The sequence below is a fragment of the Sphingobacterium phlebotomi genome (assembly GCF_008180195.1).
In the GTDB taxonomy this organism is placed as follows: Bacteria; Bacteroidota; Bacteroidia; order Sphingobacteriales; family Sphingobacteriaceae; genus Sphingobacterium; species Sphingobacterium phlebotomi.
Genome location: NZ_VTAV01000004.1, coordinates 206,282 through 230,304, shown reverse-complemented (window position 1 = coordinate 230,304; position 24,023 = coordinate 206,282). Strand labels below are relative to the sequence as shown.

The following is a 24,023-nucleotide window of genomic DNA, read 5'->3' as shown; positions in this document are numbered from 1 at the left end:
TATTCATCTTATTTTACAGCTTCTCGAAATTTGATTAACCGCAAATAAGCCGGACATTTTTCTAAATCTTTTTTCCAGGCTTCTGCTTCAATAAACTGTATCTTCAGAAAGGTGTCCACATCCACCACGACTTGTTCCTGTGAAATCTCTACCCGTTCAGGAAAAAGTTTCCCTAAAAGCTCGCTTTTCAACTCCTCTATTGTTATCATATATAAACAAAAATAGGAAAATTCCTTTTTTTGTACAGCATCCTTTGGCCAACCCATTATCTCAAACATCCAAAGCAACGACGTTTTTCTTTTTTTGAAAAAAAAGAGAAGTTTATTTTGTTAAATAAAAAAAGTTTGTATCTTCGTGTACGTACACAAATGTAAAGAAAACCTAAAGATGACAAGACCGACGTTGTTTTATAACGCGAGAATAATCCTAAAAGATACCATAACTGAAGGAGGTGTGCTGGTAGAAAGTGGTAAAATAAAGGCTGTGATTCCAACGAATGAACTTTCATCCCTTGATAAATATGAGGACTATACATTGATTGATGTAAATCAACAGTATTTGTCTCCAGGTTTTATAGATATTCACATTCACGGTGGCGGTGGATATGATTTTATGGATGGGACAGAGGAAGCATTTATTCAGATAGCGAAAACACACGCCGGGTTCGGAACGACATCACTTGTGCCTACGACGTTGACCACCATGACAGAACGTTTGGAAGAAACATTAAGGAGTTATGAAAGTGTAAAAAAATATGCTCATGACGGCGCCGATTTATTGGGTATCCACTTAGAGGGTCCCTATTTTGCGATGAGCCAGCGCGGTGCGCAAGATCCGAGATATATACGAAACCCTGATCCGGATGAATATAAGACGTTGATAGCTAACTATAAAAGTATTGTACGATGGAGCGCCGCTCCCGAATTGGAAGGAGCATTGGCATTTGGACAATACTTGGTAGCAAACGATATCATTGCGGCAATCGCGCACACTGATGCGATTTATGAAGATGTTGAAAAAGCAAACCGGGCGGGATATAATCTGATGACCCATTTTTATTCAGCCATGTCGGGAGTCACAAGACGTGATGCTTTCCGGTATGCAGGTGTCGTTGAGGCTGGATATTTAATTGATGACTTTGATGTTGAGCTCATTGCGGATGGTGTACATCTTCCCGATCCTTTATTGAAGTTGATTTACAAAATAAAGGGGCCGGAGAAAATGGTGTTAATAACAGATGCTATGCGTGCTGCGGGTACCAGTGATACGACATCAATACTGGGGAGTTATGATGACGGAATGGAAGTGCTCGTCGAGGATGGTGTCGCAAAGTTAAAGGACAGAACAGCATTTGCCGGAAGTGTATCAACAACGGATAGATTGGTTAGGACGATGTTAAAATTGGGCAATATTCCATTGGTAGAAATTATCCGCATGATTACACTAAATCCGGCACGGGTGATGAAAGTAGAAGCAGATAAAGGCTCGATTGCTATTGGAAAAGACGCGGATATCGTTATCTTCGATGATCGTATTCAGATTCAATATACGATGGTGAAAGGAAATGTGGTATATGAACGACGATCGGAAATTAATTTTTAAAAAATATTTTCGGTTACGTACACAATTGTCTATATTTATAAAAATAAGTAGATAAACCGAAACATGAAACCGGCATGATTAGCCAGTTGACACAAGCTGCATTGCCATCAAAAAATAAACCGAGTGTAACGAGCTCATCTATAAAATGGAGATCTAACACTCATAGATAATTTATACTAATGAAAAACCTTACCAGAAGAGATTTTTTAGGCGCTAGTTCCCTAGCCATGTTGGGACTGGCGGCAAGTCAAGCTTCCGCTTTTACATTACCAACTGCCTCTCTAGAAGGGAAGCGCATAGGTGTTATTGGGTTGGATACATCCCATTCTGTGGCTTTTGCGAAATCCATTAATGAGAACCCGGAAGGGTATCGTGGGTATAAAGTGGTGGCTGCATACCCCTATGGCACCAAGACTATTCCATCGGCTACGGATCGTATTCCGAAATTTACTAAAGACATACAGCAGTATGGAGTTAAGATTACCAAATCTATTAAAGAACTGTTGAAACAGGTGGATTTTGTTCTGTTGGAGACCAACGACGGACGCCTTCATTTGGAGCAGGCAGAGGAAGTATTTAAAGCGAATAAAGTGCTTTTTATCGATAAACCGTTAGCAGCTTCTTATGCCGATGCTCAGAAAATATTTGCACTTTCCGAGCAATACAAAATTCCATTCTTTTCGTCTTCTTCCCTTCGATACATCGAGGGAATGCAAGATATTATTGACGGTAAATATGGTAAGGTACTTGGAGCAGATGTATACACCCCCGCAGCATTAGATCCGAGTCATCCAGATTTTTTCTGGTACGGGATCCATGGCGTGGAGATGCTTTTTGCCGCCATGGGGACAGGGTGTAAGTCTGTATCAAGAACGCATACAGAGGGTGCTGATGTTATCGTGGGTATGTGGGAGGGCGGTCGTATCGGGACGGTACGAGGTACCAGACAAGGTAAACAAGGTAGAAGTGCATATGGAGGTACAATTTTTTGTGAGAAGGCCACCGTGGCATTGGGCGCGTATAACGGATACAATCCGTTATTAGAAAAGATAGTGGATTTTTTTGATACCAAAGTTGTGCCTTTTGATGGTAAGGAAACACTGGAAATTTGTGCTTTTATCGAAACTGCGGATGTCAGTAAATTTTCCAACGGCCGTTCGATTGATCTAAATCATGAATACGCTAACGACGGTGAACCCAAAAAATCTAAATAACAGATGAGTGCAATAACTGTAAAAACAGTGGCAAGCTTGACCAAAAAGGAAACAAACATTTCCATTGGTATTATAGCCTTATTATTCTTTATTTTCGGTTTCTTGTCTTGGATAAATGCCATTCTGATACCGTATTTTAAGATTGCCTGTGAACTGACGCATTTCCAATCCTATTTGGTTGCGTTTGCGTTCTACATTGCTTATTTTGTGATGTCGGTACCGTCCTCGTACCTGTTAAAAGCCGTCGGTTTCAAGAAAGGAATGATGGTTGGGTTTCTAGTCTTGGCGACGGGTGCATTTATTTTTATTCCAGCGGCGATGACTCGTACATACGAGATATTCCTGCTGGGGTTGTTCACGCTCGGTGTTGGATTGGCTATTCTACAGACAGCCGCGAACCCATATATAACGATTCTGGGGCCGAAAGAGCGTGCAGCGCAGCGTATCAGTATCATGGGTATCTGTAATAAATTTGCAGGAATTGTCGCACCACTACTGTTTGCCGCTGCTGTACTTCGCCCAACAGATCAGGCCATGTTTGATAGTTTGGCTGACATGACGGATGCAGACCGAAGTACCGCACTTGATGAACTGATTCGACGCGTTATCATACCGTATGCAGTTGTAGGTTGTGCCATGCTGTTGATCGGTATCGGAGTTCGGTATTCTCCACTTCCGGAGATAAATACCGACGAAGAAAGTGAAGAAGTTGCGGAGACAAATAGCAATAAAACCAGTATCTTTCAGTTTCCCCATCTCATCTTGGGCGCGGTGGCTATCTTTATTCACGTTGGTGCGCAGGTCATTTCTATCGATACCATCATTAATTATGCGGGATCCATGGGCGTTTCGCTTGTGGAGGCAAAGGTGTTTCCATCGTATACATTGACGATGGCTATTATAGGTTATTTCATGGGAATCGCTATTACACCGCGGTTCATTAGCCAAACGAATCTATTAAGGATTGTTACGGTATTAGGGACTGTACTTTCGTTGCTTATTATTTATGCAAAGGGTGAAGTTACTTTCTTAGGACATACCGTTGATATATCTATTTGGTTCATTGTATTGCTTGGTATTTCTAATTCTTTGACGTGGGCGGGTATTTGGCCGCTCGCACTGGACGGATTGGGCAGGTTTACTAAAGTGGGCGCATCATTGATGATCATGGGGTTGTGCGGTAACGCTATTTTACCCATGGTTTATGGTTATTTTGCTGATGGCTATGGATTACGAGAAGCCTATTGGGTGTTATTTCCGTGTTATATATACTTAGTATACTATGCAGTTTATGGTCACAAAATCAGAAAATGGGGTTTGTAAAGATGAAAATATTACGTAACTTTTTTTTCATGGTACTTCTTATATCGAGTGTAGGATGTAACAGGGAAAACTCTACTAGCCAAAGAGAAGACGAGAGAGCCAGATTGACAGTTATCGATCCACAGCATTTTCATGCGGCCTTGGTTCAAAAGCATGTTCATCCAGGTATTGATTCGGTCGTGCACTTATTTGCAGATTCGGGTACTACCGTAGATGGATATAGGCAATTGATTACGCAATACAATACCCGAGAAGAAGATCCTACACGATGGGAAATCGTCGACTATTATGGAGTAGACTTTTTAGAAAAAGCATTTGAGCCAACAGCTGGTAATGTTGTGGTGTTGGCTGGCGATAATCAACGGAAGATAGATTATATCCAAGAGTCCGCTCAGCACGGACGTGATGTTTTTGCCGATAAACCGTTGGTCATAGATGCCGCCGGTTATCGCAAATTGAACAGTTTAATGAAAGGCGAAGGAGGAAAAGAATTGGTGTTGATTTACGATATGATGACCGAGCGATACGATGTGAAAAATCAGATTGTGAAGTCCTTGTTGAATAATAAGAATTTTTCGGGCGGATTATTAGCTGTGGAGGATGGACCGGCAATCTTGTTCCAAAGTGAACATCATTTTATCAAGGATGTTTCCGGTAAACCGCTTTTACGTCCGGCCTTGTTTTTTGATACAGAAAAACAAGGTGAGGGATTGGTCGATGTCACGACACATTATATCGATTTGGCACAATGGATGCTATCATCAGAAACGGTTATCGATATTGACCAGGATGTAAAGCTTACGGGTTCACGGCGATGGAAAACCAGTCTGTCTAAACAACAGTTCCAACGATCAACCGGTTTGTCCGATTTTCCATCTGCATTGCAAAAACATGTTGTTGGCGACGACCACATCGACGTTTTTTGTAATGGAAAAATGGACTATACTTTTAAAGGGGTGCCTGTATCGATTGACGTCAGATGGCATGCGGAGTCTTTGGATGGAAGAGGAGATCAGTTTTATGCATGCTTTCTCGCTAATCAGTTGAAAATAGAGGTTAAACCCGATGAGGAGGGTAAAGCTGCTGTTTTTGTTTCACCGAACGACAGTGCAGATAATTTTGAAAGCCAACTCATGGATGCGTTGAGCGCAATCAATGGCCTATCTGGCTTAACCGTCGAAAAAGTATCAAATACCTATAAGATCATTATTCCAGATAATCTGTATCTCAGTCATGAAGACCATTTCGCAAAAGTATTGGATAGATTCTTACAATACCGGAAAGAAGGTGTTTTGCCCGCATGGGAAAAATCGTTTATCCTGGCAAAATATTATTTGACCACCAAGGCATTAGAGGAAGCTAAAACGATAGAACATGAAGAAATTTAGTGTTAAATATAACGAATGCGTTAATATTGGTAAGATGGATTGGTTTTGTTATTGCCGCGGTTACGTAAACGATTAAGCGTTTCTTTATGATATTTAATGTTATTATAACGAATCCTTATCATCATGTTCATACGGTAGTTTTAATTTCGACGCGTAATAAAATGGAAGTTGCAAAAGGAATAAAGGGGGATTTAATTCAATTGGTACAAAAACGGTAACGTAAACGTATCAAATAAGTTTAGAATTTTTGTTCATTGATATTTTGATTTTTTATTCGGAGCAATGACTTTCATTCGGGCCTTGCAATCTAGATTGATTAATGTATTACAGGTGTTCGAAAAGTTTACAATAATATTGGTGATTAGGTCAGTTTTATTCCGCTTTATACATTTTTTGATAAATAAATAGCGCTTAATCAATGAGGGACTGAATAAAAAATTTCTAGTGTTGATGGGTTTGAAAAGCTAGAATGCTAAATAGTGAAAAATCAAATGTTAACAATATAATGATAAGTATTATTTTTTATGAAGAAAAAAACTATAAAACCTAGTTTAGACGAAGTAGCTAAATGGTGTTGTCAGGTCGTCTCGATGGCAGTTGTCGCTTGGCTGTCTTTTATCCCTCTTTCGCTACAAGCGAATGGTCTGGAGGCTAGTAGCGTGGTCTTCGAAAGAGTCTCTTTTGTACAAGAACGTACAATCAGCGGTCGCATTAGCAACGCCGAAGAAGCCGGGATAATCGGTGCCACTATCAAGGTCAAAGGGACGAGTATTGGTACGGTATCGGATTTAAACGGAAATTTTTCGATTAATATTCCAAACGATGACGCGATACTGGAGATCAAATCAGTGGGCTGGATTACACAGGAAGTGCCTGTCAAAGGTTTGAAAGAAGTCCGTGTGATTATGGAAGAAGCATCGGAAGCAGTGGAAGAAGTTGTCATTACCGCTTTCGGTACAGCACAAAAAAAGGAAAGTCTCGTTGGTGCTGTGACAACGATTAATCCTTCGGAGCTGAGGGTTCCCTCGAGTAATCTGACCGGAGCTTTTGCAGGGAGGTTGGCCGGTGTGATTGCCTATCAACGATCTGGTGAACCCGGTTTGGACAATGCAGAGTTTTTCATACGGGGAATTACGACATTCAGTAGTGGCGGTAAGCGGGATCCCTTGATTTTGATCGACGGGATTGAGATGAGCACAAACGACTTAGCTCGACTAAACGTGGATGACATTGCTTCTTTCTCGGTATTGAAAGATGCTAGTGCTGCAGCCCTGTATGGTGCGCGTGGTGCCAATGGGGTTATCTTGGTTACGACGAAGGTAGGGAAGGTTGACAAATTGTCGATCAGTGCCCGGGCAGAGCAATCCACTTCTTACAATACAAAGTTAGTTGACCTGGCAGACCCGATCACATACATGCGGCTCCATAATGAGGCAGTGAGGACCCGTGATGCAGAGATATCGCTTCCGCATACCTCATCTGCCATCTATGAAACAGAGCGCGGTTCGGATCCTCTGCGTTATCCGTCCGTAGATTGGTACGATTATTTACTAAAAGACTATTCTACTAATCGTCGGGTCAATTTGAATCTTACCGGTGGAGGTCAGGCCGTACAGTATTATCTGGCCGCGGGTTATCAAAACGACCAAGGCATCTTGAAAGAAAGTAAGGATAACTTGTTCAACAACAACATAAATATTGACAGGCTTCAGATTCGATCCAACGTGACCATTACCTTTGCGCCAACCACAACCGGTGTCGTCCGAGCGTACGGATCGTTCGATGACCGCACCGGTCCGAGAGCTGGTGGTGCCGATGTGTTTCATCAAGCCCGAAATGCCACTCCCGTGAAGTTCCTCCCGTATTATCCCGCAGATGCAACTTATGGAGGGGTTAATCATATCCTGTTTGGTATGGGTTCCGAATTAGGACAATATGTTAATCCTTTAGCTCAGGTAGTCAGTTCCAATAAGGAATCAAAGGAATCTACGATGTTGGTGCAGTTGGAGATGGATCACAAGTTTACCGGAGCGTTGGAAGGTTTATCTGCTAGGGGTACTTTTAATGTTATGCGTAAGGCCTTCTATCAGTTAGAGCGCAGCTATACGCCATTCTATTATACACCTGTTTCAACTGTCGATGGCTCCTATAGTTTATTGGCACTCAATCCCGACGGCGGAACCGAATACCTAACATACGGTAACGATATTCGGCAAGTCAATGCCTCGAATTACGGAGAGGTACGTGTGAGTTATAACAAATTACTAAATGGTGTGCATGATATCAGTGGCTTGCTCGTAGGTACCATGCGGAATGAACAGGGTTCGCTGAATTATGCAGCTTTGTACGAGGGGCCGTCGGACTTGATACAGGCTTCTTTGCCTATGCGAAATATTTCAACTGCAGGTCGTGTGGCTTATGGTTACGATTCCCGCTATTTTGCAGAGTTCAATTTCGGATACAACGGTACGGAACGCTTTGCCAGAAGAAACCGTTGGGGGTTCTTTCCAACCGTTGGTGCCGGATGGGTAATCAGTAATGAATCTTTTATGGAAAACCTGAAACCCGTCTTGTCCAATCTGAAGCTAAGAGGCACCTATGGTAAAGTGGGTAATGATGCGATCGGCTCAGTCAATGATCGTTTCTTTTATCTGTCCCAGATTAATATGAATGGACCAGGGTATTGGTTCGGTCTGCCGGGTAATGATAATTACTTCCGTGACGGGATACGTATTGACCGTTATGCCAATGATTTGATTACCTGGGAAGTGGCTACTAAGGCCAATGTCGGCCTGGAGATTGGTCTGTTCGATAATAATTTGACACTTATCACGGATATGTTCCAGGAAACCCGTAGAAATATATTGCAAAACCGGGCGGATATACCCTCGACGATGGGCTTACGGACAACTCCTCAGGCCAATCTCGGAGTTGCACAGGGTCGGGGGATAGAGTCCGAGTTAAAATATGAAAAATCTTATGCCAGTGGCTTTTGGATGCTTGTAAATGGCAACTTTACTTATGCATCTGCCCGATATAAGGAATTCGAAGAGGCTGATTACAGTGATGCGCCTTGGCGTTCGCGCATCGGAACAAAACTAGGTCAACCGATGGGCTATATCGCGGAGCGCTTGTTTATTGACGAACAGGAAGTGAATAACTCGCCTCGTCAAGAGATTGGGGGAACATATATGGCAGGGGATATCAAGTACAAGGATATCAATGATGATGGGGTAATCAATTCGGATGATATGGTGCCCATCGGACACCCCACGACACCGGAAATTATATACGGAGGCGGTTTCACCGTCGGGTACAAGGCATTTGACGTCAATATGTTTTTTCAGGGATCAGCCCGTTCGTCATTCTATGTTTCTCCGGGGAACATTACACCGTTCATCAACCAGGGACAGCGTGGCCTCTTGCAATACATAGCTGACGATCATTGGTCCGAAAGTAATCGAGATATTTATGCGTTCTGGCCACGGCTGTCAGACCACGCTATAGCGAACAATAATGCGGGGAGTACCTATTGGCTTCAAGATGGTACCTTCATCCGGTTGAAGCAAGTAGAGATTGGATATACCTTGCCAGAAAGCTTGACAAATAGGTTCTTCGTGAAGTCCATGCGGGTCTATGCCAGCGGAACGAATCTTTTCCACTGGTCTAGCTTTAAGATGTGGGATCCGGAGATGGCAGGCAATGGTTTGGGGTATCCGGTTCAGCGTGTATTCAACGGTGGTTTAAGTATTAGTTTTTAAATAAACAAGAACATGAAGAGTTTTATAAGAATAATAACCCTTACCACCATAATGGGTGTGACGAGTTGTAATTACCTTGATGTAGTACCCAATGATACGGCAACATTGGAACATACATTCTCCAACCGTTCGGTCATGGACAAATTCCTTCGGACGGTGTATTCCTATCTGCCGGATCCGACCGATCCCCACTATTATCCCGCTTATTTAACCAGCAGGGATGAGTACGACTGGAGGACAGATGTGCGCGCAGGAAATCGTCCGGCAGGTCAGATTTCTCAGGGCAATCAAAATTCGAATTCACCCTACCTTGATTATTGGTCGGGGAGTAGTGGAGGAAAACCCATGTACGAAGCAATCCGTACCTGCAATATTTTCTTGGAAAATGCGCATCTTCCTAAGGATATTGACGAAGGGGAGCGACGGAAGTGGATTGCAGAGGTAAAATTTCTGAAAGCCTATTACCACTTTTTCCTGATGGAGCTGTACGGGCCGATTGTGGTTGTCCGGGAAAATATGGAGCCATCATCTCCTACAGAAGAGGTCATGGCGTACCGCGAGCCGATCGATGATGTCGTAGACTATATCGTAGAGCTATTAGACGAAGCTGTCCCGGATTTGCCTCCGGTAATCCAGGACCCTACGACCGAACAAGGCAGGATTTCTCAGGTGATTGCCTTAGGTATCAAAGCAAAGGTATTGGCTTGGGCCGCAAGCCCGCTGTTCAATGGAAACCCCGACTATGCCGCTTGGGTAGACAACCGTGGCGTACAATTGATACCATCTGTAGCCGATCCCAATAAGTGGGTAAGAGCTGCACAAGCAACAAAAGAGGCCATTGATGTAGCACATTTAGGCGGATATGCTTTGTACGAATTCAACAAATTCTCCTCGCCAAGGACTTTTGCTATGAACGATACACTCGTCACGATGATGACTGTTCGCAAGTCGGTTACGGAAACTATTGATCGCAATACAGGCGTAATATGGGCAACGCAGGAGAACTTTGCACAAGGAAAGGGAGGTGTGAGTTTCGCATCGTTGGGGAATATGATGCGCAGCTTCTATCCGAATATGTATCCTCAGGATCAGCCACTCTATCTCAATTATATGTCGGCGTCCTGGCACATGGGCGAATTGTTCTATACCAATAACGGTGTGCCGATGGATGAGGACAAGTACTTTGACTATAGCAACCGCTACAGGCCAAGACGTGCCACACCCGGGGACAATCATGCGTCATACATTGCTACCAATGAAGTGACTGCGACAATGCATTTCAACCGGGAGCCTCGCTTCTATGCCAATCTGGTGATTGACAGGGGCTTCTTTGAGACAGAATCTATGACAGAAGACGGAGGGCAGACGTTTAGCCCCTTTGTAAGGAGTAGAGGTACTGAAATCATAGGAACACAAGGGCAGGCTTCCTACACCCCCAAGAAGATTCTTCCTTTTGAGTCTTCCGCTAGCAAGGGCGTTTCATCAAGTGTACAATTTTCGTATCAACGCTATCACTTCCCTTTATTACGTTTAGCAGATTTATACCTGTTGTATGCCGAAGCATTGAATGAATCCAAAGCGCAACCTGACGAAGAGGTGTACTATTGGATTGATCAGATTCGGGACAAAGCCGGCTTAGATGGCGTAGTAGCCTCTTGGCAAGCGGCTGCGCACAATCCCGATGCACCGAAGAATAAGAACGATATGCGCCGGATTATCCAAAAAGAACGCCTGATTGAGTTAGCATTCGAAGGACAGCGTTTTTGGGATATACGGCGTTGGAAAACCGCAGGTCAATATTGGTCGCTACCACCAACGAAGTGGGGAGAGACGGGTGCGTCAAGCGATGATGATTTTTATGTACCTACTGCCTATGCACCAAAACGTCAGGTTACGTTCAGAGATTACCTGTTCCCCATCAGTATAGGGGACTTGCGGGTCAATACCAATCTGGTGCAAACCTACGGGTGGTAATCCAACGGTATAAAGATGAACTGATAGAAATTAATAAGTTTTGTTATGAAAAATATAGTTATTATAGTAATTGCCACTTTGTTCTTAGCTGCTTTTTCGGCATGCTCAGAGATAGATGACAAACGTCCTGTTGGGGGAGATTGGGCCTCCGGACCATTGGAGGAGTATGAAGTCACACCAATCAATGGAGGAGCTGAAATCCGCTACAGTATACCTAATGACCCGGATATCTTATATGTCATGGCCGAATACGAACGTAATGGACGAACGTATACAGAGAAAGCTTCTGTACATACGAATTCGTTGAAGCTTGAGGGATTTCATCGTGTAAATAAGGCGAAGGCAACCCTATATAAGGTCAACAGACAAGAGCAGCGATCGGCACCGGTAGAGGTTGAGTTTGAACCATTGCCGTCAACGATAGACTTAGCGTTCAATTCTTTGGAGATGATGTCTACCTTTGGTGGTGTGTTCGCGTCCTGGGAAAATCCTTACGCAACGGAGCTGGGAGTCAGATTTATGACTGTCGGAGAAGGTAACAAGGTGGATCATGAGGAGATGTATTTCAGTAGCATCAGGGAAGAAGGACGTGCTTTCAGAGGCTTCGAGGCCGTAGAAACGACTTTCGCTCTTTCATTTGAAGATAAATGGGGGAATATTTCTGATACCACCTGGCTGACAACTGTGCCGAACTTCGAGACATTGATACCTAAACCGTACGCCGACTATCGTTCGAATATCCCGTATGACAACACCACTAGGTTAGCCTCTAGGGGTCAGTTCGACGTGCTGTGGGATAATATTGTTAACACCACAAATCATGGGTGGCTGACACAATCCGGAAGTAGCGGTATCTCCATAACCATCGATATGCAGCAGGTTGCAAAGCTTAGCCGGATCGTGGTTCATCCCTATCGGCGTTACGAGCCTTATGCGCAGGTTAATATCCTGCAATTCGAAGCCTGGGGTATCGATGAGATCGATCATAGCAGACTGACAGATCGTCCCTATTGGTTAGATGAGATCGGTGTCCGAGGTGGTCATATTCACGGTGTTGACAACACGACCGTGCTTCCGGCAAAAACCTTTAAGGATGATTGGACATATTTAGGTTGGCATGCGGTACCGCGTTATGACAAATCAGGTGATATTGACGCTGCGAATAAATTATCAGAAGACGGAGCAGAATTCCACGTGCCATTAGAAGCAAGGCCGGTGCGGTATATTCGGTTAGTGATGCGTGAAATTGCACCCGCCGGACCTGCGCCTACTACCGGCCCGCCGTTGCCGCTACCCTCAGACAATTATTTTTCCATGGGGGAGATCACGTTCTACGGTGACAATACCAACTAATTTTGGATTGTAACCGATGGTTGAAAATTAAAGATAAACAGATGAAAAATATAATAAAATTATTCGCACAGGCATGGTATCTCCCCGTGCTCTTGCTTCTGGCACTGACGTCCTGTGACAAGATGAATGATATCCAACAGGAGTTTGCCGGTAGAGAAGAACGGTCTTATCTGGGGAAAGTAGATTCGATTGAATATTATCCGGGGTTCGGCCGGGCCAAATTAACATGGTATGTCAGTGCCGATCCGAAGGTGGAGCGAACGATCATCTATTGGAATATGCGGCAGGACTCCGTTGTGAAGGAGTTTGTTCGTAATACATCTGGTATACAGAAGGATTCGATTACGTTGGACGACCTGCCGGAGGGAAGTACGTTATTTGAGTTCCGTAATGTGAACAGCCGGGGGGAAAGCTCCCTCTATTCCTCAGCTACCGTTACCGTTTGGGGATTGGAATTTGGTGACGGTTTACGTGCTCGAAGAGTCCAAGCTTTTGATTTAGATTATGAGCAATCCATATACAATCTCATGCTGTCTCCTTCTTCGGCAGGAGATAGCGTGTTGTTTTCAGAGATTGTTTATACAAATGATTTAGGTGTGGAAAAGACGGTGGAGATTAAACCGGAAATCAATGAGGTGGCGTTGAACAATTTTTCGGCTGGTAACGAGTTTCGTTTTCGCACGGTATTTTTCCTGCCTGAGGGTATTGATACGGTGTATAACGGTTTCCAGGTGTACCGCGCAGCTACGGCAGTGTCGGAAAGAGGAACGAAAATTTCGCTTCAAGGAAAGAGTGGAAGCAAATACTTTGACAATTATGGTACATTGCTATACGAATGGAACACTGCGGGTGATCTAATCACGTACGATGCCGATACCAACGGGGAATTGACTCAAACGGAATCTTACCCCGCAATCGCGCCTAGAAGTACGTATCGGGACTTCTTCTTCTACGATGACAACAAGTTTATTGGGGTTCTCACCAACAATAGGGTGACCATGCAACAGCTGGAAGACGGTGCACTCAGTGTGGTAGGAGCGGCAACGTTTGGCTCGGGCTTTAGCCATATCCAGTACCTACCTACCAGAGGATTCTTTTTTTCCAGGTCCGCGGCGGGTGCCCTAAATACTTGGATAGCCCGGAATGATGCCACTTGGGGAACTCCGAATGGTGCATCTGTTGGAACGGGTTATAATGCGTATGGAGAGATTATGCTGTACAACCACGAAGCTATATTGGCTGTCGATCAGAATGGTTACTTGTGGAATATCCCGATTTCCGTGAGTGGGGTGCCCGGTTTTAAGAGCCGGATCGGTAGAGGTTGGGATCGATTTGAAAAGATCGTGAGTGTTGGAACGACGTTGTACGGTATGGAATCAAATGGCGATTTTTATGTGTTCAATGATTTCAATACGACAGAGACTTTCTGGATTGTCGATTGACGATATCCCCTCCCATTTCTTATTTAATATGACAAAAATAGAGTGAATTTAAACCCGTAATTCAAAAAAATGAAAAAGACAGATACCTTTACCCGACGGGCCTTTATTGGAGGTACAGTTGTGACCGGTTTGGGGTTGACATTAAACCTGATAAGCTGTGAAAAATCAACGGAAACGCCTGAACCACCCCAGCCGGATCCCACTACATCAGGTAACGAAAATACGCTCAATATAACCGATGTCTCTTTACCTTCCAATATAGACGTGAGCAAGGGAATGGAACTTACGATAACGGGCAAAGGCTTTGCTATGGGAGACCAAGTTATTTTTGATCCGTTGATAGCCGGCTATCCAAGAGCGGCGATTGATGTCTCGCGTGTATCAGCAGAATCCGTGGTTATCGTACTGGCAGAACAGCTCGTAACTTCGGGATATAGAGTTTCGGTAAAACGGGGTTCCCGAACAGTCACACTGGGCCAAACAGCCTTAAATTTTGTTTTCAATGCCAGCATTCCAGATAAAGATGGGATGACCATAAAAGGAACTGTTTTCGCTGACGGCGTTGGCCTTGCCAATGTAGTCGTATCAGATGGTTTTGAAGTGACGGCAACCGACGAGAACGGTATATATTACCTTCCTTCTGCAAAGAAAACGAAATATGTATTTGTTTCTATTCCCGGTAATTACGAAGTGGCCACCGATATAAATGCCCCTTTATTTTTCAATCGGCTGAGACAACCGGAAGAAACGGTTGAAACGCACGACTTTGAGCTTACTCCGGTCAATAACAATAAACATGTTGTTATGGTGTTGGGTGACATGCATTTGGCCAATCGAAACAATGATATTAGCCAATTTCAAACGGGATTTTTAACGGACGTCAACCAATCCATCCAGAAATATAAAAATGCAGGCAACAAAGTCTATGCATTGACTTTGGGTGATATGTCGTGGGATACCTACTGGCTGTTGACTAACTATGGTCTCCCTGACTACCTGAGGGAAATGAATAAAATCAATGCCCCAGTATTCAATACCATGGGAAATCACGATAATAACCCAAGTCATACTGACGATTGGATCTCCGAAGACAAATTCAGGGAGGTGATAGGTCCTACTTATTATTCGTTCAATATTGGAAAAGTGCATTATATCGTGCTGGATAATATCGAATTTAAAGAGAATAATGGTGCAAGAGCCTACAGTCCGAGGATCGTTTCCGACCAGTTGGAATGGTTGAAGAAAGACCTTGCCACCGTTACAGACAAGACCACACCTATTGTCATCGCGATGCATGTTCAACTTATTTCAAACCTCTCCCTGAATGGAAGTGGGCAGGAGTCTAGAGTCTTCCGTTTACAAGAGTCACAACTGTTTGTCAATGCGTTGAGTGGCTTCACAGACGTCAACATCTTATCGGGGCACGTTCATGCGAACTATAATGTCCGGCTTTCACCCTCCATCATGGAGCATAATACCGGAGCAGTTTGTGCCACATGGTGGTGGACAGGAAGAGATGGACACGCCGGCAACCATATCTGCAAAGACGGCACGCCCGGCGGATATGCCATATGGGAAATGGAAGACAGACAATTGAAATGGACGTATAAAAGTATAGGGTACGAAGAAGATTATCAATTTCGAGCCTATGACCTGAACAAGGTTCATCTAACGGAAGATAAATATGTTCCGCTACATAACCCCAGCACCACTGGCGTATCTTGGAATACCTATGCCGGAGAATACGTTAATCTAAACCAAAACAACGAGATTCTCATCAATGTATGGAATTACGATACAGATTGGACGGTGGAAGTGACAGAAAACGGTGTCTCTTTACCGATCACGAGGGTACATGTCACGGATCCACTGCATATCATATCGTACTCCGCACAAAGAATGAATAGAAATGCGGCACCAACGGGTGCTTTCGTTTCGATCCCAACGGCACATATGTTCAAGGTGCAGGCATCATCGCCTACCAGTACCGTAGAAATCAAAGTCACGGATTGCTTTGGGAGAATTTTCCAAGAAAGCATGGTTCGTCCTAAAGAAATACATACACAAATGAAATAGTTGTTTTACGTCTTTTTTGCATTTTAAAAATATTATGGTTATTATTGAAATAGGGGGAAGAGCGGCGGAATTAATATACTACGCTCGAGAATTATGATAAAGCATTTTCCAGTATTCACTTGTGAAAGGATATAAATTAATCGGTAATGTTTTGGGTTTACCAGATTTGCGTTTTTGTAAGCTCCAGATCATTATTTAAACTTAAAATATAATACATGAATTATTCAAGGAGAGAGTTCCTACGACAGGGATCCATTATGGGGGCCGGTTTGCTAGCTGCCCCAACAATATTGACAGCTTCGTCTTTAACTGCAGGGGTTCCAGCTATTTTGGGCGGGGCTCCGGTTTTGGCAAATAAGCAATGGACGAAATGGCCCGTTTGGAACCCTGCCACGGATGACGAACGCCTATTGCGGGTGGTTCGTAGTGGAGTGTGGTCGCGGGCAAAAGTAGTAGCTGAGTTTGAAGAAGCTTGGGCAACAGCCGTAGGATCAAAACGGAGTTTGACGACGGTGAACGGAACGAATGCATTGATCACCGCGATATCACAGTTTGATATCGGTCCTGGTGACGAGGTGATTGTGCCACCGTATACTTTCATTGCCTCGATTCAGGCAGTATTGATGAATGGCGCGATGCCAGTATTTGCTGATATCGATCCGGCAACATTCCAAATGGATCCGAGAGAGGTGGAAAAAAAGATTACTCCGCGCACGAAAGCGATTTTGCCGGTGCATATTATGGGGTTGCCGGTGGATATGGATTCTATCATGGAAATCGCCCGTCAGCATAACCTAATCGTCATTGAGGATAGTTGTCAGGCCCACTTAGCCGTATATGGTGGTAAAAAGGTTGGAACTATCGGACATGCTGGGTGTTTCAGTTTCCAGAATTCGAAGAATCTCCCGATTGGAGAAGGGGGAGCTGTAGTGAGTGACGACGATAGTTTCATGGACCGTTGTTTTTCCTATCATAATTTAGGTATGCCTTATGGTACTGCTGTTGGTGTGGTGTCTGGTGGCAGTGCGATCGTGGGTACCAAGGTTCGCCTTACAGAATACCAAGCGGCTATCGGTCTAATCATGTTGGAGCGGTTGGACGAAGAAACCAATACACGGCATAATAACGCTGCTTACCTAAATTCTTTGGTTGGGGATATTCCCGGTATCGTACCCGCAAAACTGTATGACAAGACAGAACGGGGTGCATACCACTTGTATCCGTTCCGGTTTCAGGAAAATGAATTCAAGGGTCTGAGCAGGGTGGCATTTCTGAAGGCGCTTCGCGCGGAAGGGGTTCGATGTTCGTCGGGTTATGATTCGTTAACCGACAAAGCCTATCTGAACGATGCGTTCACATCACCAGTGTATACAAATGCATATAGTGCGGCTGATCTTGATTTCAAGCTTTTTGTGGAAAGGAACCGCTGTGCCAATAGCGAATTGCTGTGCGATAAAGAAGCGGTGTGGTTACCTCAGAATTTGTTGCTAGGCCCACGGACAGATATGGAAGAGATTGCTTCGGCTATGGAGCGGATCTACAAAAATGCAGACCAGATAAAAAAGAAGATATCCTAAGTTTAGCATGATAATGAAGAAGATCAGCATAAGTAGAGCTATACCTCTTTCTAATCGGTGGTTGTTGATGATATGTTGCTGGCTCACCTGCTTGTCGATTTCGGGCAAGACGCGGGAATCTGTAGCAGAAGGCAAGTGGAGAGTTGGTGTGGCTACGGCAGACATCACTCCGGATGAAAATATCTGGATGGCTGGTTATGCTGCCCGTAAGGAGCCAGCGCAGGGAAAGATGCATGCACTGTGGGTAAAAGCGATGGTGATGGACGACAGTACGGGCTATCGGACTATATGGGTGTCGTCAGACATATTGGGCTTCCCAAGGGCCATGGCAGACCGTATCAAGGCGGAGCTAGGCAGGGTACTGCAGGTGAACAAGGGACAGATTGTCCTCAACAGTTCCCATACACACAGCGGGCCAGTGCTGGCGGATGCTCTTCAGGATATTTACCCATTGCAAGAGGGGCAGCAGGGAAAAATAGATCGTTATTCGGACTGGTTGGAAAAGAAAGTAATTAGCACGGTATTAAAGGCTGCTTCAGAGATGGAAGCGGTATCGCTGCAAGCAGGGACGGGAGTGACACGATTTCAAGTGAACAGACGGAATAATCCTGTAGCAACATTGCACACGGTAACAGAATTGAAAGGGCCTAGTGATCATGCGGTTTCTGTTATCACTGCCAAACGCCGGGATGGGACAGTCAAAACCATCATGTTCAGTTATGCTTGTCATCCCACGGTGCTGGATGGCTTTGAATGGTCTGGCGACTATCCAGGAGTGGCTCAGATAGAACTGGAGAACAGATACCCGGGCGCGGTGGCGATGTTTTTTCAGGGTGCTGCCGGCGATCAGAATCCACTGCCGAGACGGACGAAGCCCTTGGCTATACAGTATGGCAAGGAACTGGCGGCTGCCGTCGAACAGGTATTGCAGGACAACGGGATGAAGTTGCTTTCACCAGTGCAGCGAAGCGCTTACAGAGAGGTGGAACTTTTCTTCTCAAAAATGCCGACAGTAGCCGATCTCGACCAGATGATCCGGAAAGACGGAGATAAGACCTACCGTTCTCGTTGGGCTCGGCGGCTCCATAGAAAACTTACGGATGGTGAACAACTGGAAACATCTTATCCCTATCCAGTGCAGGCCCTGACACTCGGCGGACAGCTGGTCATCAGTTTGGCCGGTGAAGCGGTGATTGAATACGCCATTGGCTTAAAACAGCAATTTGGAACAGAAACCTTCGTGCTGGCCTACAGCAATGATGTGATGGGGTATATTCCTTCTTCAAAAGTATTGAAAGAAGGCGGTTATGAGGGTAATACCTCACAAATGGTGTACGGGCTTCCTGCTAAGTGGAATCCCACTATTGAAAAAATTATTTACGATGCCTGCCAATCGGTAGTGCAAGAACTTTATATTAAATAACAGAAAATTGGAAAAGAAGTTAATTGCAACACGTTATTATTCAGGGTTTGAACTCGCCCATGACACCTATAATGCCATATCCGTCGCTAGTGACGGAAGGGTTTACTATGTACTTTCATCGGAATCCTATGATATCGCCGGGCAGATCTATGTGTATGATCCGGTAACAGATAAAACGACCTTATTGGCGGATCTTGATGAGATTACTGGACAAAAAGACAGCAAGGCCATCCCTCAAGGAAAAAGCCATGTCCGTTTCTATGAGTACGACGGAAAACTTTATTTTTCCACCCATGTAGGGGTGTATGAACTTGTCGATGGTGTCGACCGCGCGCATGCGGTGCCGCCGGAAGGATATACAGCCTATCCCGGAGGGCATATTCTGACTTACGACTTGGCATCAGGGACTTTCGAAGATCTGGCTGTCCTTCCTGAAGGACAGGGATCGCTTGCAATGACATTAGATGGAGAGCGTGGGCACATTTACGGTACATCTTGGCCCCTTGGTTATTTCTATCATTACAATATCAATACAGGTGAAATTCGGAATATCGAGTTGACCTCGGGGCGCGGTGAAGATGGAGTAGTAGGAGAGGATTATCGTGTGATCTGCCGCTCGCTGCTGGTAGATCCGAGAGACGGAAAAGTGTACCTGTCTACTGCGGAAGGAGATATCCTCACGTACCAGCCAGGGGATACCGCCTTGAATAAATTGGAAGGGGTCGACCTGCGGATTGATTATTTCGGGAAATATGACCCTACCAGGCCGGGCAGCATGGGTTATAATTGGCGGAAGATATTCTGGTACGCACCAGAGGGAGTCGCTTATGGGATACATGGGAATTCGGGGTATTTGTTCCGCTTCGATCCCCGAAAAGGTTCTATAGAGATAGTACGCCGGATTACGTCCGAACCTTCGCAGAAAAGCGGCATGTTCGATCAGTTCAGTTATGGTTATCTCGGGTTTCAGTTGGGAAGAGACGGTGAGACAATTTATTACCTGACAGGCGGACCGATTTATGAGAACGGAAAGCGTCTAAAAGGACTGGAGAATATAGCTAAGGGTGCAGCAAAGGGCTTGGAAAACCTGCATGTGGTAACCTACCATATACCCAGCGACTCTTATACGGATCACGGTGCAGTTTTCTATGAAGACGGTAGCCGACCAACCTACGTAAACTCCGTGGCAGTTGGCCATAACGGGGAACTTTATTCACTTGCCCGTTTTGAACATAATGGGTATGAGGTAGAAGATTTGATTAAAATACCAAATCCTTTTGATAGTGAACATAAATGATAGATAAATGCATTGTCGGTGTCTTCAAAGCACTGGTAAAGATGCGATGGGCGCCGCTCTTCCTTCTACTGTGCGGGATGCTAGTCGGTTTTTCCTTGATCCCAGATCGGAAGATTGTACGTATAGTGGCTTTTGGTGATTCTATCACGGCGCCCAGGAAAGGAGTCGATCAGGTCTTTGCTCAGCGTTTACCGGATTTGCTGGACGGAAAGATACAGATTGAAATAATCAATTCCGGTGTAGGTAGCAGCCATTCGGGTACAATAGATGATAATGCTATTGCCAACGTGCGGCATGGCAGAGATCGTTTTGAAGAAGAGGTGCTGGCACAGCATCCTGACCTTGTGATCATAGGCTTTGGGACGAATGATGCCTATATCGACAGCAAAACTCCGGGAGGAGCGTCGCGTATTTCGCTGGATCAATATCGGGACAACCTCGTTTATATGATCACGGAATTGCAGAAACGGAAGGTCAGGGTAGTGTTAATGGCTCCTAATCCGCTATCAGCTCCCAGACCCGAATTTCAGCGTTTGCGTTTATATGAATATGTGAAGGTGGTGCGAGCATTGGCAAAAGAATACCACACGGGGTTAGCGGACAATTACCGACTTTTTATGGATTATGGCAGAATGCACGACGGTTATGCATCATTGCTTTTGGACGGCGTACACCCAAATGATGAAGGACATCGCTTGATCGCGGAGAACCTGGCGAAGAAAATTCAGATATAAAAATAATCGGAAAATGAAAAAGAAAAACACAGATATACCCAATGAGGGTAGAAGAGATTTTATCAATAAAGCTGTTATTGGGGGCGCAGGTTTAGTTATGGGTGTCGGATCCTCGTTGTTTTCATTCAGCAATTCCGATACTGGAAAGCCAGCTATCCTAGGAGGGGCAAAGGCATTTCGGGGAGTGTTTCCTGCGTGGCCTATTGTCGGCAAACCAGAAGAGCAGGCCTTGTTAGATGTCGTTCGCAGTTCGCGTTGGGGGCGGCTGAACGGAACTAAGGTAGCCGAATTTGAGAAAGAATATGCGGCGCTGAATGGTGTGAAAAATGTACTGGGAGTTTCCAGTGGTACGAATGCACTTTATACGATATTGGGAGCATTGGATACTGGTCCAGGTGACGAAGTGATTATACCGGTATATACCTTCATCGCGACATACAATGTGGTCGTCCTGAATTATGCGCTACCGGTTTTTGTGGATACAGATATCGAAACCTTCCAGATGGACGCCCGGAAAGTTGAATCCGCTATTACGCCCCAAACAAAGGCCATTATGCCCGTGCATATGGCGGGTTCGCCTGTAGATCTGGATGTGATCAGTACCATTGCCCGGAAATCGGATATTCCGCTTATTGAGGATGCATGTCAGGCACATTTGGCGGAGTGGAAGGGTAAGAAGGTGGGGAACTTCGGCTTAGCAGGAGCATTTAGTTTCCAAGCGTCTAAAAACCTAAATTGTGCGGAAGGCGGGGCTGTTATGACAAACGATGATACGTTTGCTGAGATCTGCTATAATTTTCATAATCAAGGGCAAGGGCAGGCTCGGGTGGGTAACTATGGCACAGGAGCCGGGACACGGGCCACCAATGTGCGTCTGACCGAATTTCAAGGGAATATTTTGCTGGCGCAAATGAACAGGCTGGAGAAACAGGTCTCACGTCGCTCTGAAAACGCAGCATATCTGGATACCCAGTTGGGCGATATCGAGGGTATTACCCCTGCCAAGCTATATCCCGGCACCACGAAAAGTGCCTATCATCTGTATATGTTCAGGTACGATCGGGAACGATTCGGAGGCTTGTCTCGTGAGAAGTTCCTGAACGCACTGACCGCAGAAGGTGTTCCGTGCTCGCCGGGTTATGGTAAGATGAACCTGTCTGACTATGTGACGAGTTTGGCTACGAACAAACATTATCTAAAAATCTATGGCGAGAGGACGATGAAAGAATGGCTGGAGCGTAACCTATGTCCCGAGAATGATAAACTCGCCGATGAGCAGGCGGTTTGGTTTACGCAGAATATGTTGCTAGGGGACAGGAATGATATGGATCAGATAGTGGAGGCGATCCGGAAAATACATAAACACGCAAAGGCTATCGATAAAGCATAATCCGGTTTCAATCAGCTAAAAGTTCAGCATAGAATAGTTAAATAGGACACAGATGATAGAGAAACCATTTCTATTTAGGGACCTGAAGTTAAAAACGGGCGAGGAGTGGGCTGATAGAGACGTTCAATCTATATATTAAGTTTTTTTGATAAAAAAAATTTTGGATTAAAGAAAGTTTGGCTTATATTCGGTAACGTACACAATTTATAGCTCCCAATTGTTAGTATTGTTGAGAGGTATGATATGATTATGAGGGTAATCAAATTAGATGGAATTTCAACATGATGCAGTGCTACGTATTCGTTATTTTTGTATTCTGTAACGTTTTTATATGAAGAAAAATGAAAAAGAACTGGTCGGTGTAAAAGAGATTGCACGCCGGGCGAATGTCTCTATCGCAACGGTGGATAGAGTACTGCATAATCGGACAGGTGTTTCGGAAAAGACCAAACAGAAGATTAACGACATTATCAAGGAATTAGATTATAAACCTAATATTCTGGCTAGGAGGTTGGCATCGTCTAAAACCATGTATCTTTATACATTAATACCTGAGGTTTCGGAAGAAACGGACTATTGGTCAGTGCCTTTGCAAGGCATTATACAGGCGGAAAATGAAATTATGCTTTATAATGTCAAAATAGAGAAGCTTTTTTATGATATGAATGACAAAGACTCTTTCGTGAAACAAACGGAAGTGATTCTTCAGGCAGAATCCGTGGATGGTGTGCTGTTGGCACCTGCATTTATAGAAGAAGCAATTTCATTTACGGAAGCATGTCAGAAAAGGAAGATTCCGTTTGTTTTCATTAATTCCAATATTCCAAATCGTAAGAACCTAAGCTATTTTGGACCGGATCTTTTTTACAGTGGGTATACCGCAGCACATTTGGTAGATTACTTGGTGGAAGAATCAGATCAGATATTGTTAATGAACATTGCAAAAGACATCAATTCAGATTACCATATCCTTAAAAAAGAAGAGGGATTTAGTCAGTATTTCACAGAAAGGAATCCCGATAGGATGCTAAAACAGAATCTCTATGAAACAGACTATCCATCAGTAAAAAAAACGATGGTAACGATTTTAAAAGATTATCCGGATATTAAGCTCATTTTTGTAACGAACTCGCGTGTTTCTTTAGTCGCGCGATATCTTTTGGAGAAGAAAAAGGAAAATATACTTTTGGTAGGATATGACTTTTTGGATAGAAATATTAATTTTCTTAATAAGGGTGTGATAGATTTCCTAATTTGTGAAAAACCGCAGGAACAAGCTTATCGAGGAGTCAAAGCATTATATCGATACTTGATGTTCGAGGAAAAACAAGAAAAAGAATACTTCATGCCTATTGATATCATTCATCGAGAGAATCAACGATTTTACCGTAATTAGGTATACGATGTATACCTTTTTTTTAAAATAAACGTGTACCTACACGATGATGTTTTTAGACTGTTTTTTCAAT

At 44.3% G+C, this 24,023-nt stretch carries 16 protein-coding genes; 15 read left to right on the top strand and 1 reads right to left on the bottom strand.

Features of this window, described 5'->3' with window-relative positions; all coding sequences use genetic code 11:
- Positions 1-8: 8 nt before the first annotated feature.
- The gene (locus FXV77_RS08985; protein WP_148918881.1) at positions 9-209 is read right to left on the bottom strand and encodes a DUF6965 family protein; all 201 of its coding nucleotides are present in this window, start codon (positions 207-209) and stop codon (positions 9-11) included.
- Between the two features lie 178 nt (positions 210-387).
- Between FXV77_RS08985 and nagA the strand changes: the two genes are divergently transcribed.
- From nagA to FXV77_RS08910, 15 genes are all read left to right on the top strand, one after another.
- Positions 388-1,602: an N-acetylglucosamine-6-phosphate deacetylase gene (gene nagA, locus FXV77_RS08980; RefSeq protein WP_148918880.1), complete on the top strand. Its 1,215-nt coding sequence runs from the start codon at positions 388-390 to the stop codon at positions 1,600-1,602.
- A gap of 179 nt (positions 1,603-1,781) precedes the next feature.
- Positions 1,782-2,816: a Gfo/Idh/MocA family protein gene (locus tag FXV77_RS08975; RefSeq protein WP_148918879.1), complete on the top strand. Its 1,035-nt coding sequence runs from the start codon at positions 1,782-1,784 to the stop codon at positions 2,814-2,816.
- Positions 2,817-2,819: 3 nt separating this feature from the next.
- Complete coding sequence (locus FXV77_RS08970; RefSeq protein WP_148918878.1) at positions 2,820-4,139, top strand: sugar MFS transporter; 1,320 nt, start codon at positions 2,820-2,822, stop codon at positions 4,137-4,139.
- A gap of 29 nt (positions 4,140-4,168) precedes the next feature.
- A complete protein-coding gene (locus FXV77_RS08965) occupies positions 4,169-5,527 on the top strand; it encodes a putative oxidoreductase C-terminal domain-containing protein (protein WP_187444072.1) in 1,359 nt (452 codons plus the stop codon).
- Between the two features lie 524 nt (positions 5,528-6,051).
- A complete protein-coding gene (locus FXV77_RS08960; protein ID WP_148918876.1) occupies positions 6,052-9,288 on the top strand; it encodes a SusC/RagA family TonB-linked outer membrane protein in 3,237 nt (1,078 codons plus the stop codon).
- A 12-nt stretch (positions 9,289-9,300) separates the two neighbouring features.
- Positions 9,301-11,262: a RagB/SusD family nutrient uptake outer membrane protein gene (locus FXV77_RS08955; RefSeq protein WP_148918875.1), complete on the top strand. Its 1,962-nt coding sequence runs from the start codon at positions 9,301-9,303 to the stop codon at positions 11,260-11,262.
- A gap of 45 nt (positions 11,263-11,307) precedes the next feature.
- Positions 11,308-12,615: a DUF4959 domain-containing protein gene (locus FXV77_RS08950; RefSeq protein WP_148918874.1), complete on the top strand. Its 1,308-nt coding sequence runs from the start codon at positions 11,308-11,310 to the stop codon at positions 12,613-12,615.
- A gap of 41 nt (positions 12,616-12,656) precedes the next feature.
- On the top strand, positions 12,657-14,057 hold the full coding sequence (locus tag FXV77_RS08945; RefSeq protein ID WP_148918873.1) for a DUF4998 domain-containing protein: 1,401 nt from the start codon (positions 12,657-12,659) through the stop codon (positions 14,055-14,057).
- A 69-nt stretch (positions 14,058-14,126) separates the two neighbouring features.
- Positions 14,127-16,133, top strand: a complete 2,007-nt coding sequence (locus tag FXV77_RS08940) for a calcineurin-like phosphoesterase C-terminal domain-containing protein (RefSeq protein WP_148918872.1) — start codon at positions 14,127-14,129, stop codon at positions 16,131-16,133.
- 215 nt (positions 16,134-16,348) lie between these two features.
- Entirely contained in the window at positions 16,349-17,710 is a 1,362-nt protein-coding gene (locus tag FXV77_RS08935; RefSeq protein WP_148918871.1) for a DegT/DnrJ/EryC1/StrS family aminotransferase, read from the top strand.
- Positions 17,711-17,723: 13 nt separating this feature from the next.
- Complete coding sequence (locus tag FXV77_RS08930; RefSeq protein ID WP_222867752.1) at positions 17,724-19,133, top strand: neutral/alkaline non-lysosomal ceramidase N-terminal domain-containing protein; 1,410 nt, start codon at positions 17,724-17,726, stop codon at positions 19,131-19,133.
- A 7-nt stretch (positions 19,134-19,140) separates the two neighbouring features.
- On the top strand, positions 19,141-20,430 hold the full coding sequence (locus tag FXV77_RS08925) for an NHL repeat-containing protein (protein WP_148918870.1): 1,290 nt from the start codon (positions 19,141-19,143) through the stop codon (positions 20,428-20,430).
- A complete protein-coding gene (locus FXV77_RS08920; RefSeq protein ID WP_148918869.1) occupies positions 20,427-21,164 on the top strand; it encodes an SGNH/GDSL hydrolase family protein in 738 nt (245 codons plus the stop codon). The genes FXV77_RS08925 and FXV77_RS08920 overlap by 4 nt, the downstream gene beginning before the upstream one ends.
- Positions 21,165-21,177: 13 nt before the next feature.
- On the top strand, positions 21,178-22,554 hold the full coding sequence (locus FXV77_RS08915) for a DegT/DnrJ/EryC1/StrS family aminotransferase (protein ID WP_148918868.1): 1,377 nt from the start codon (positions 21,178-21,180) through the stop codon (positions 22,552-22,554).
- 331 nt (positions 22,555-22,885) lie between these two features.
- Entirely contained in the window at positions 22,886-23,950 is a 1,065-nt protein-coding gene (locus FXV77_RS08910; RefSeq protein WP_148918867.1) for a LacI family DNA-binding transcriptional regulator, read from the top strand.
- Positions 23,951-24,023: the final 73 nt, after the last annotated feature.

What these genes read in the sequence shown, in the direction of transcription:
- FXV77_RS08985 (WP_148918881.1), bottom strand. Translation starts at nt 209, where the DNA reads ATGATAACAATAGAGGAGTTGAAAAGCGAGCTTTTAGGGAAACTTTTT.
- nagA (WP_148918880.1), top strand. Translation starts at nt 388, where the DNA reads ATGACAAGACCGACGTTGTTTTATAACGCGAGAATAATCCTAAAAGAT.
- FXV77_RS08975 (WP_148918879.1), top strand. Translation starts at nt 1,782, where the DNA reads ATGAAAAACCTTACCAGAAGAGATTTTTTAGGCGCTAGTTCCCTAGCC.
- FXV77_RS08970 (WP_148918878.1), top strand. Translation starts at nt 2,820, where the DNA reads ATGAGTGCAATAACTGTAAAAACAGTGGCAAGCTTGACCAAAAAGGAA.
- FXV77_RS08965 (WP_187444072.1), top strand. Translation starts at nt 4,169, where the DNA reads ATGGTACTTCTTATATCGAGTGTAGGATGTAACAGGGAAAACTCTACT.
- FXV77_RS08960 (WP_148918876.1), top strand. Translation starts at nt 6,052, where the DNA reads ATGAAGAAAAAAACTATAAAACCTAGTTTAGACGAAGTAGCTAAATGG.
- FXV77_RS08955 (WP_148918875.1), top strand. Translation starts at nt 9,301, where the DNA reads ATGAAGAGTTTTATAAGAATAATAACCCTTACCACCATAATGGGTGTG.
- FXV77_RS08950 (WP_148918874.1), top strand. Translation starts at nt 11,308, where the DNA reads ATGAAAAATATAGTTATTATAGTAATTGCCACTTTGTTCTTAGCTGCT.
- FXV77_RS08945 (WP_148918873.1), top strand. Translation starts at nt 12,657, where the DNA reads ATGAAAAATATAATAAAATTATTCGCACAGGCATGGTATCTCCCCGTG.
- FXV77_RS08940 (WP_148918872.1), top strand. Translation starts at nt 14,127, where the DNA reads ATGAAAAAGACAGATACCTTTACCCGACGGGCCTTTATTGGAGGTACA.
- FXV77_RS08935 (WP_148918871.1), top strand. Translation starts at nt 16,349, where the DNA reads ATGAATTATTCAAGGAGAGAGTTCCTACGACAGGGATCCATTATGGGG.
- FXV77_RS08930 (WP_222867752.1), top strand. Translation starts at nt 17,724, where the DNA reads ATGAAGAAGATCAGCATAAGTAGAGCTATACCTCTTTCTAATCGGTGG.
- FXV77_RS08920 (WP_148918869.1), top strand. Translation starts at nt 20,427, where the DNA reads ATGATAGATAAATGCATTGTCGGTGTCTTCAAAGCACTGGTAAAGATG.
- FXV77_RS08915 (WP_148918868.1), top strand. Translation starts at nt 21,178, where the DNA reads ATGAAAAAGAAAAACACAGATATACCCAATGAGGGTAGAAGAGATTTT.
- FXV77_RS08910 (WP_148918867.1), top strand. Translation starts at nt 22,886, where the DNA reads ATGAAGAAAAATGAAAAAGAACTGGTCGGTGTAAAAGAGATTGCACGC.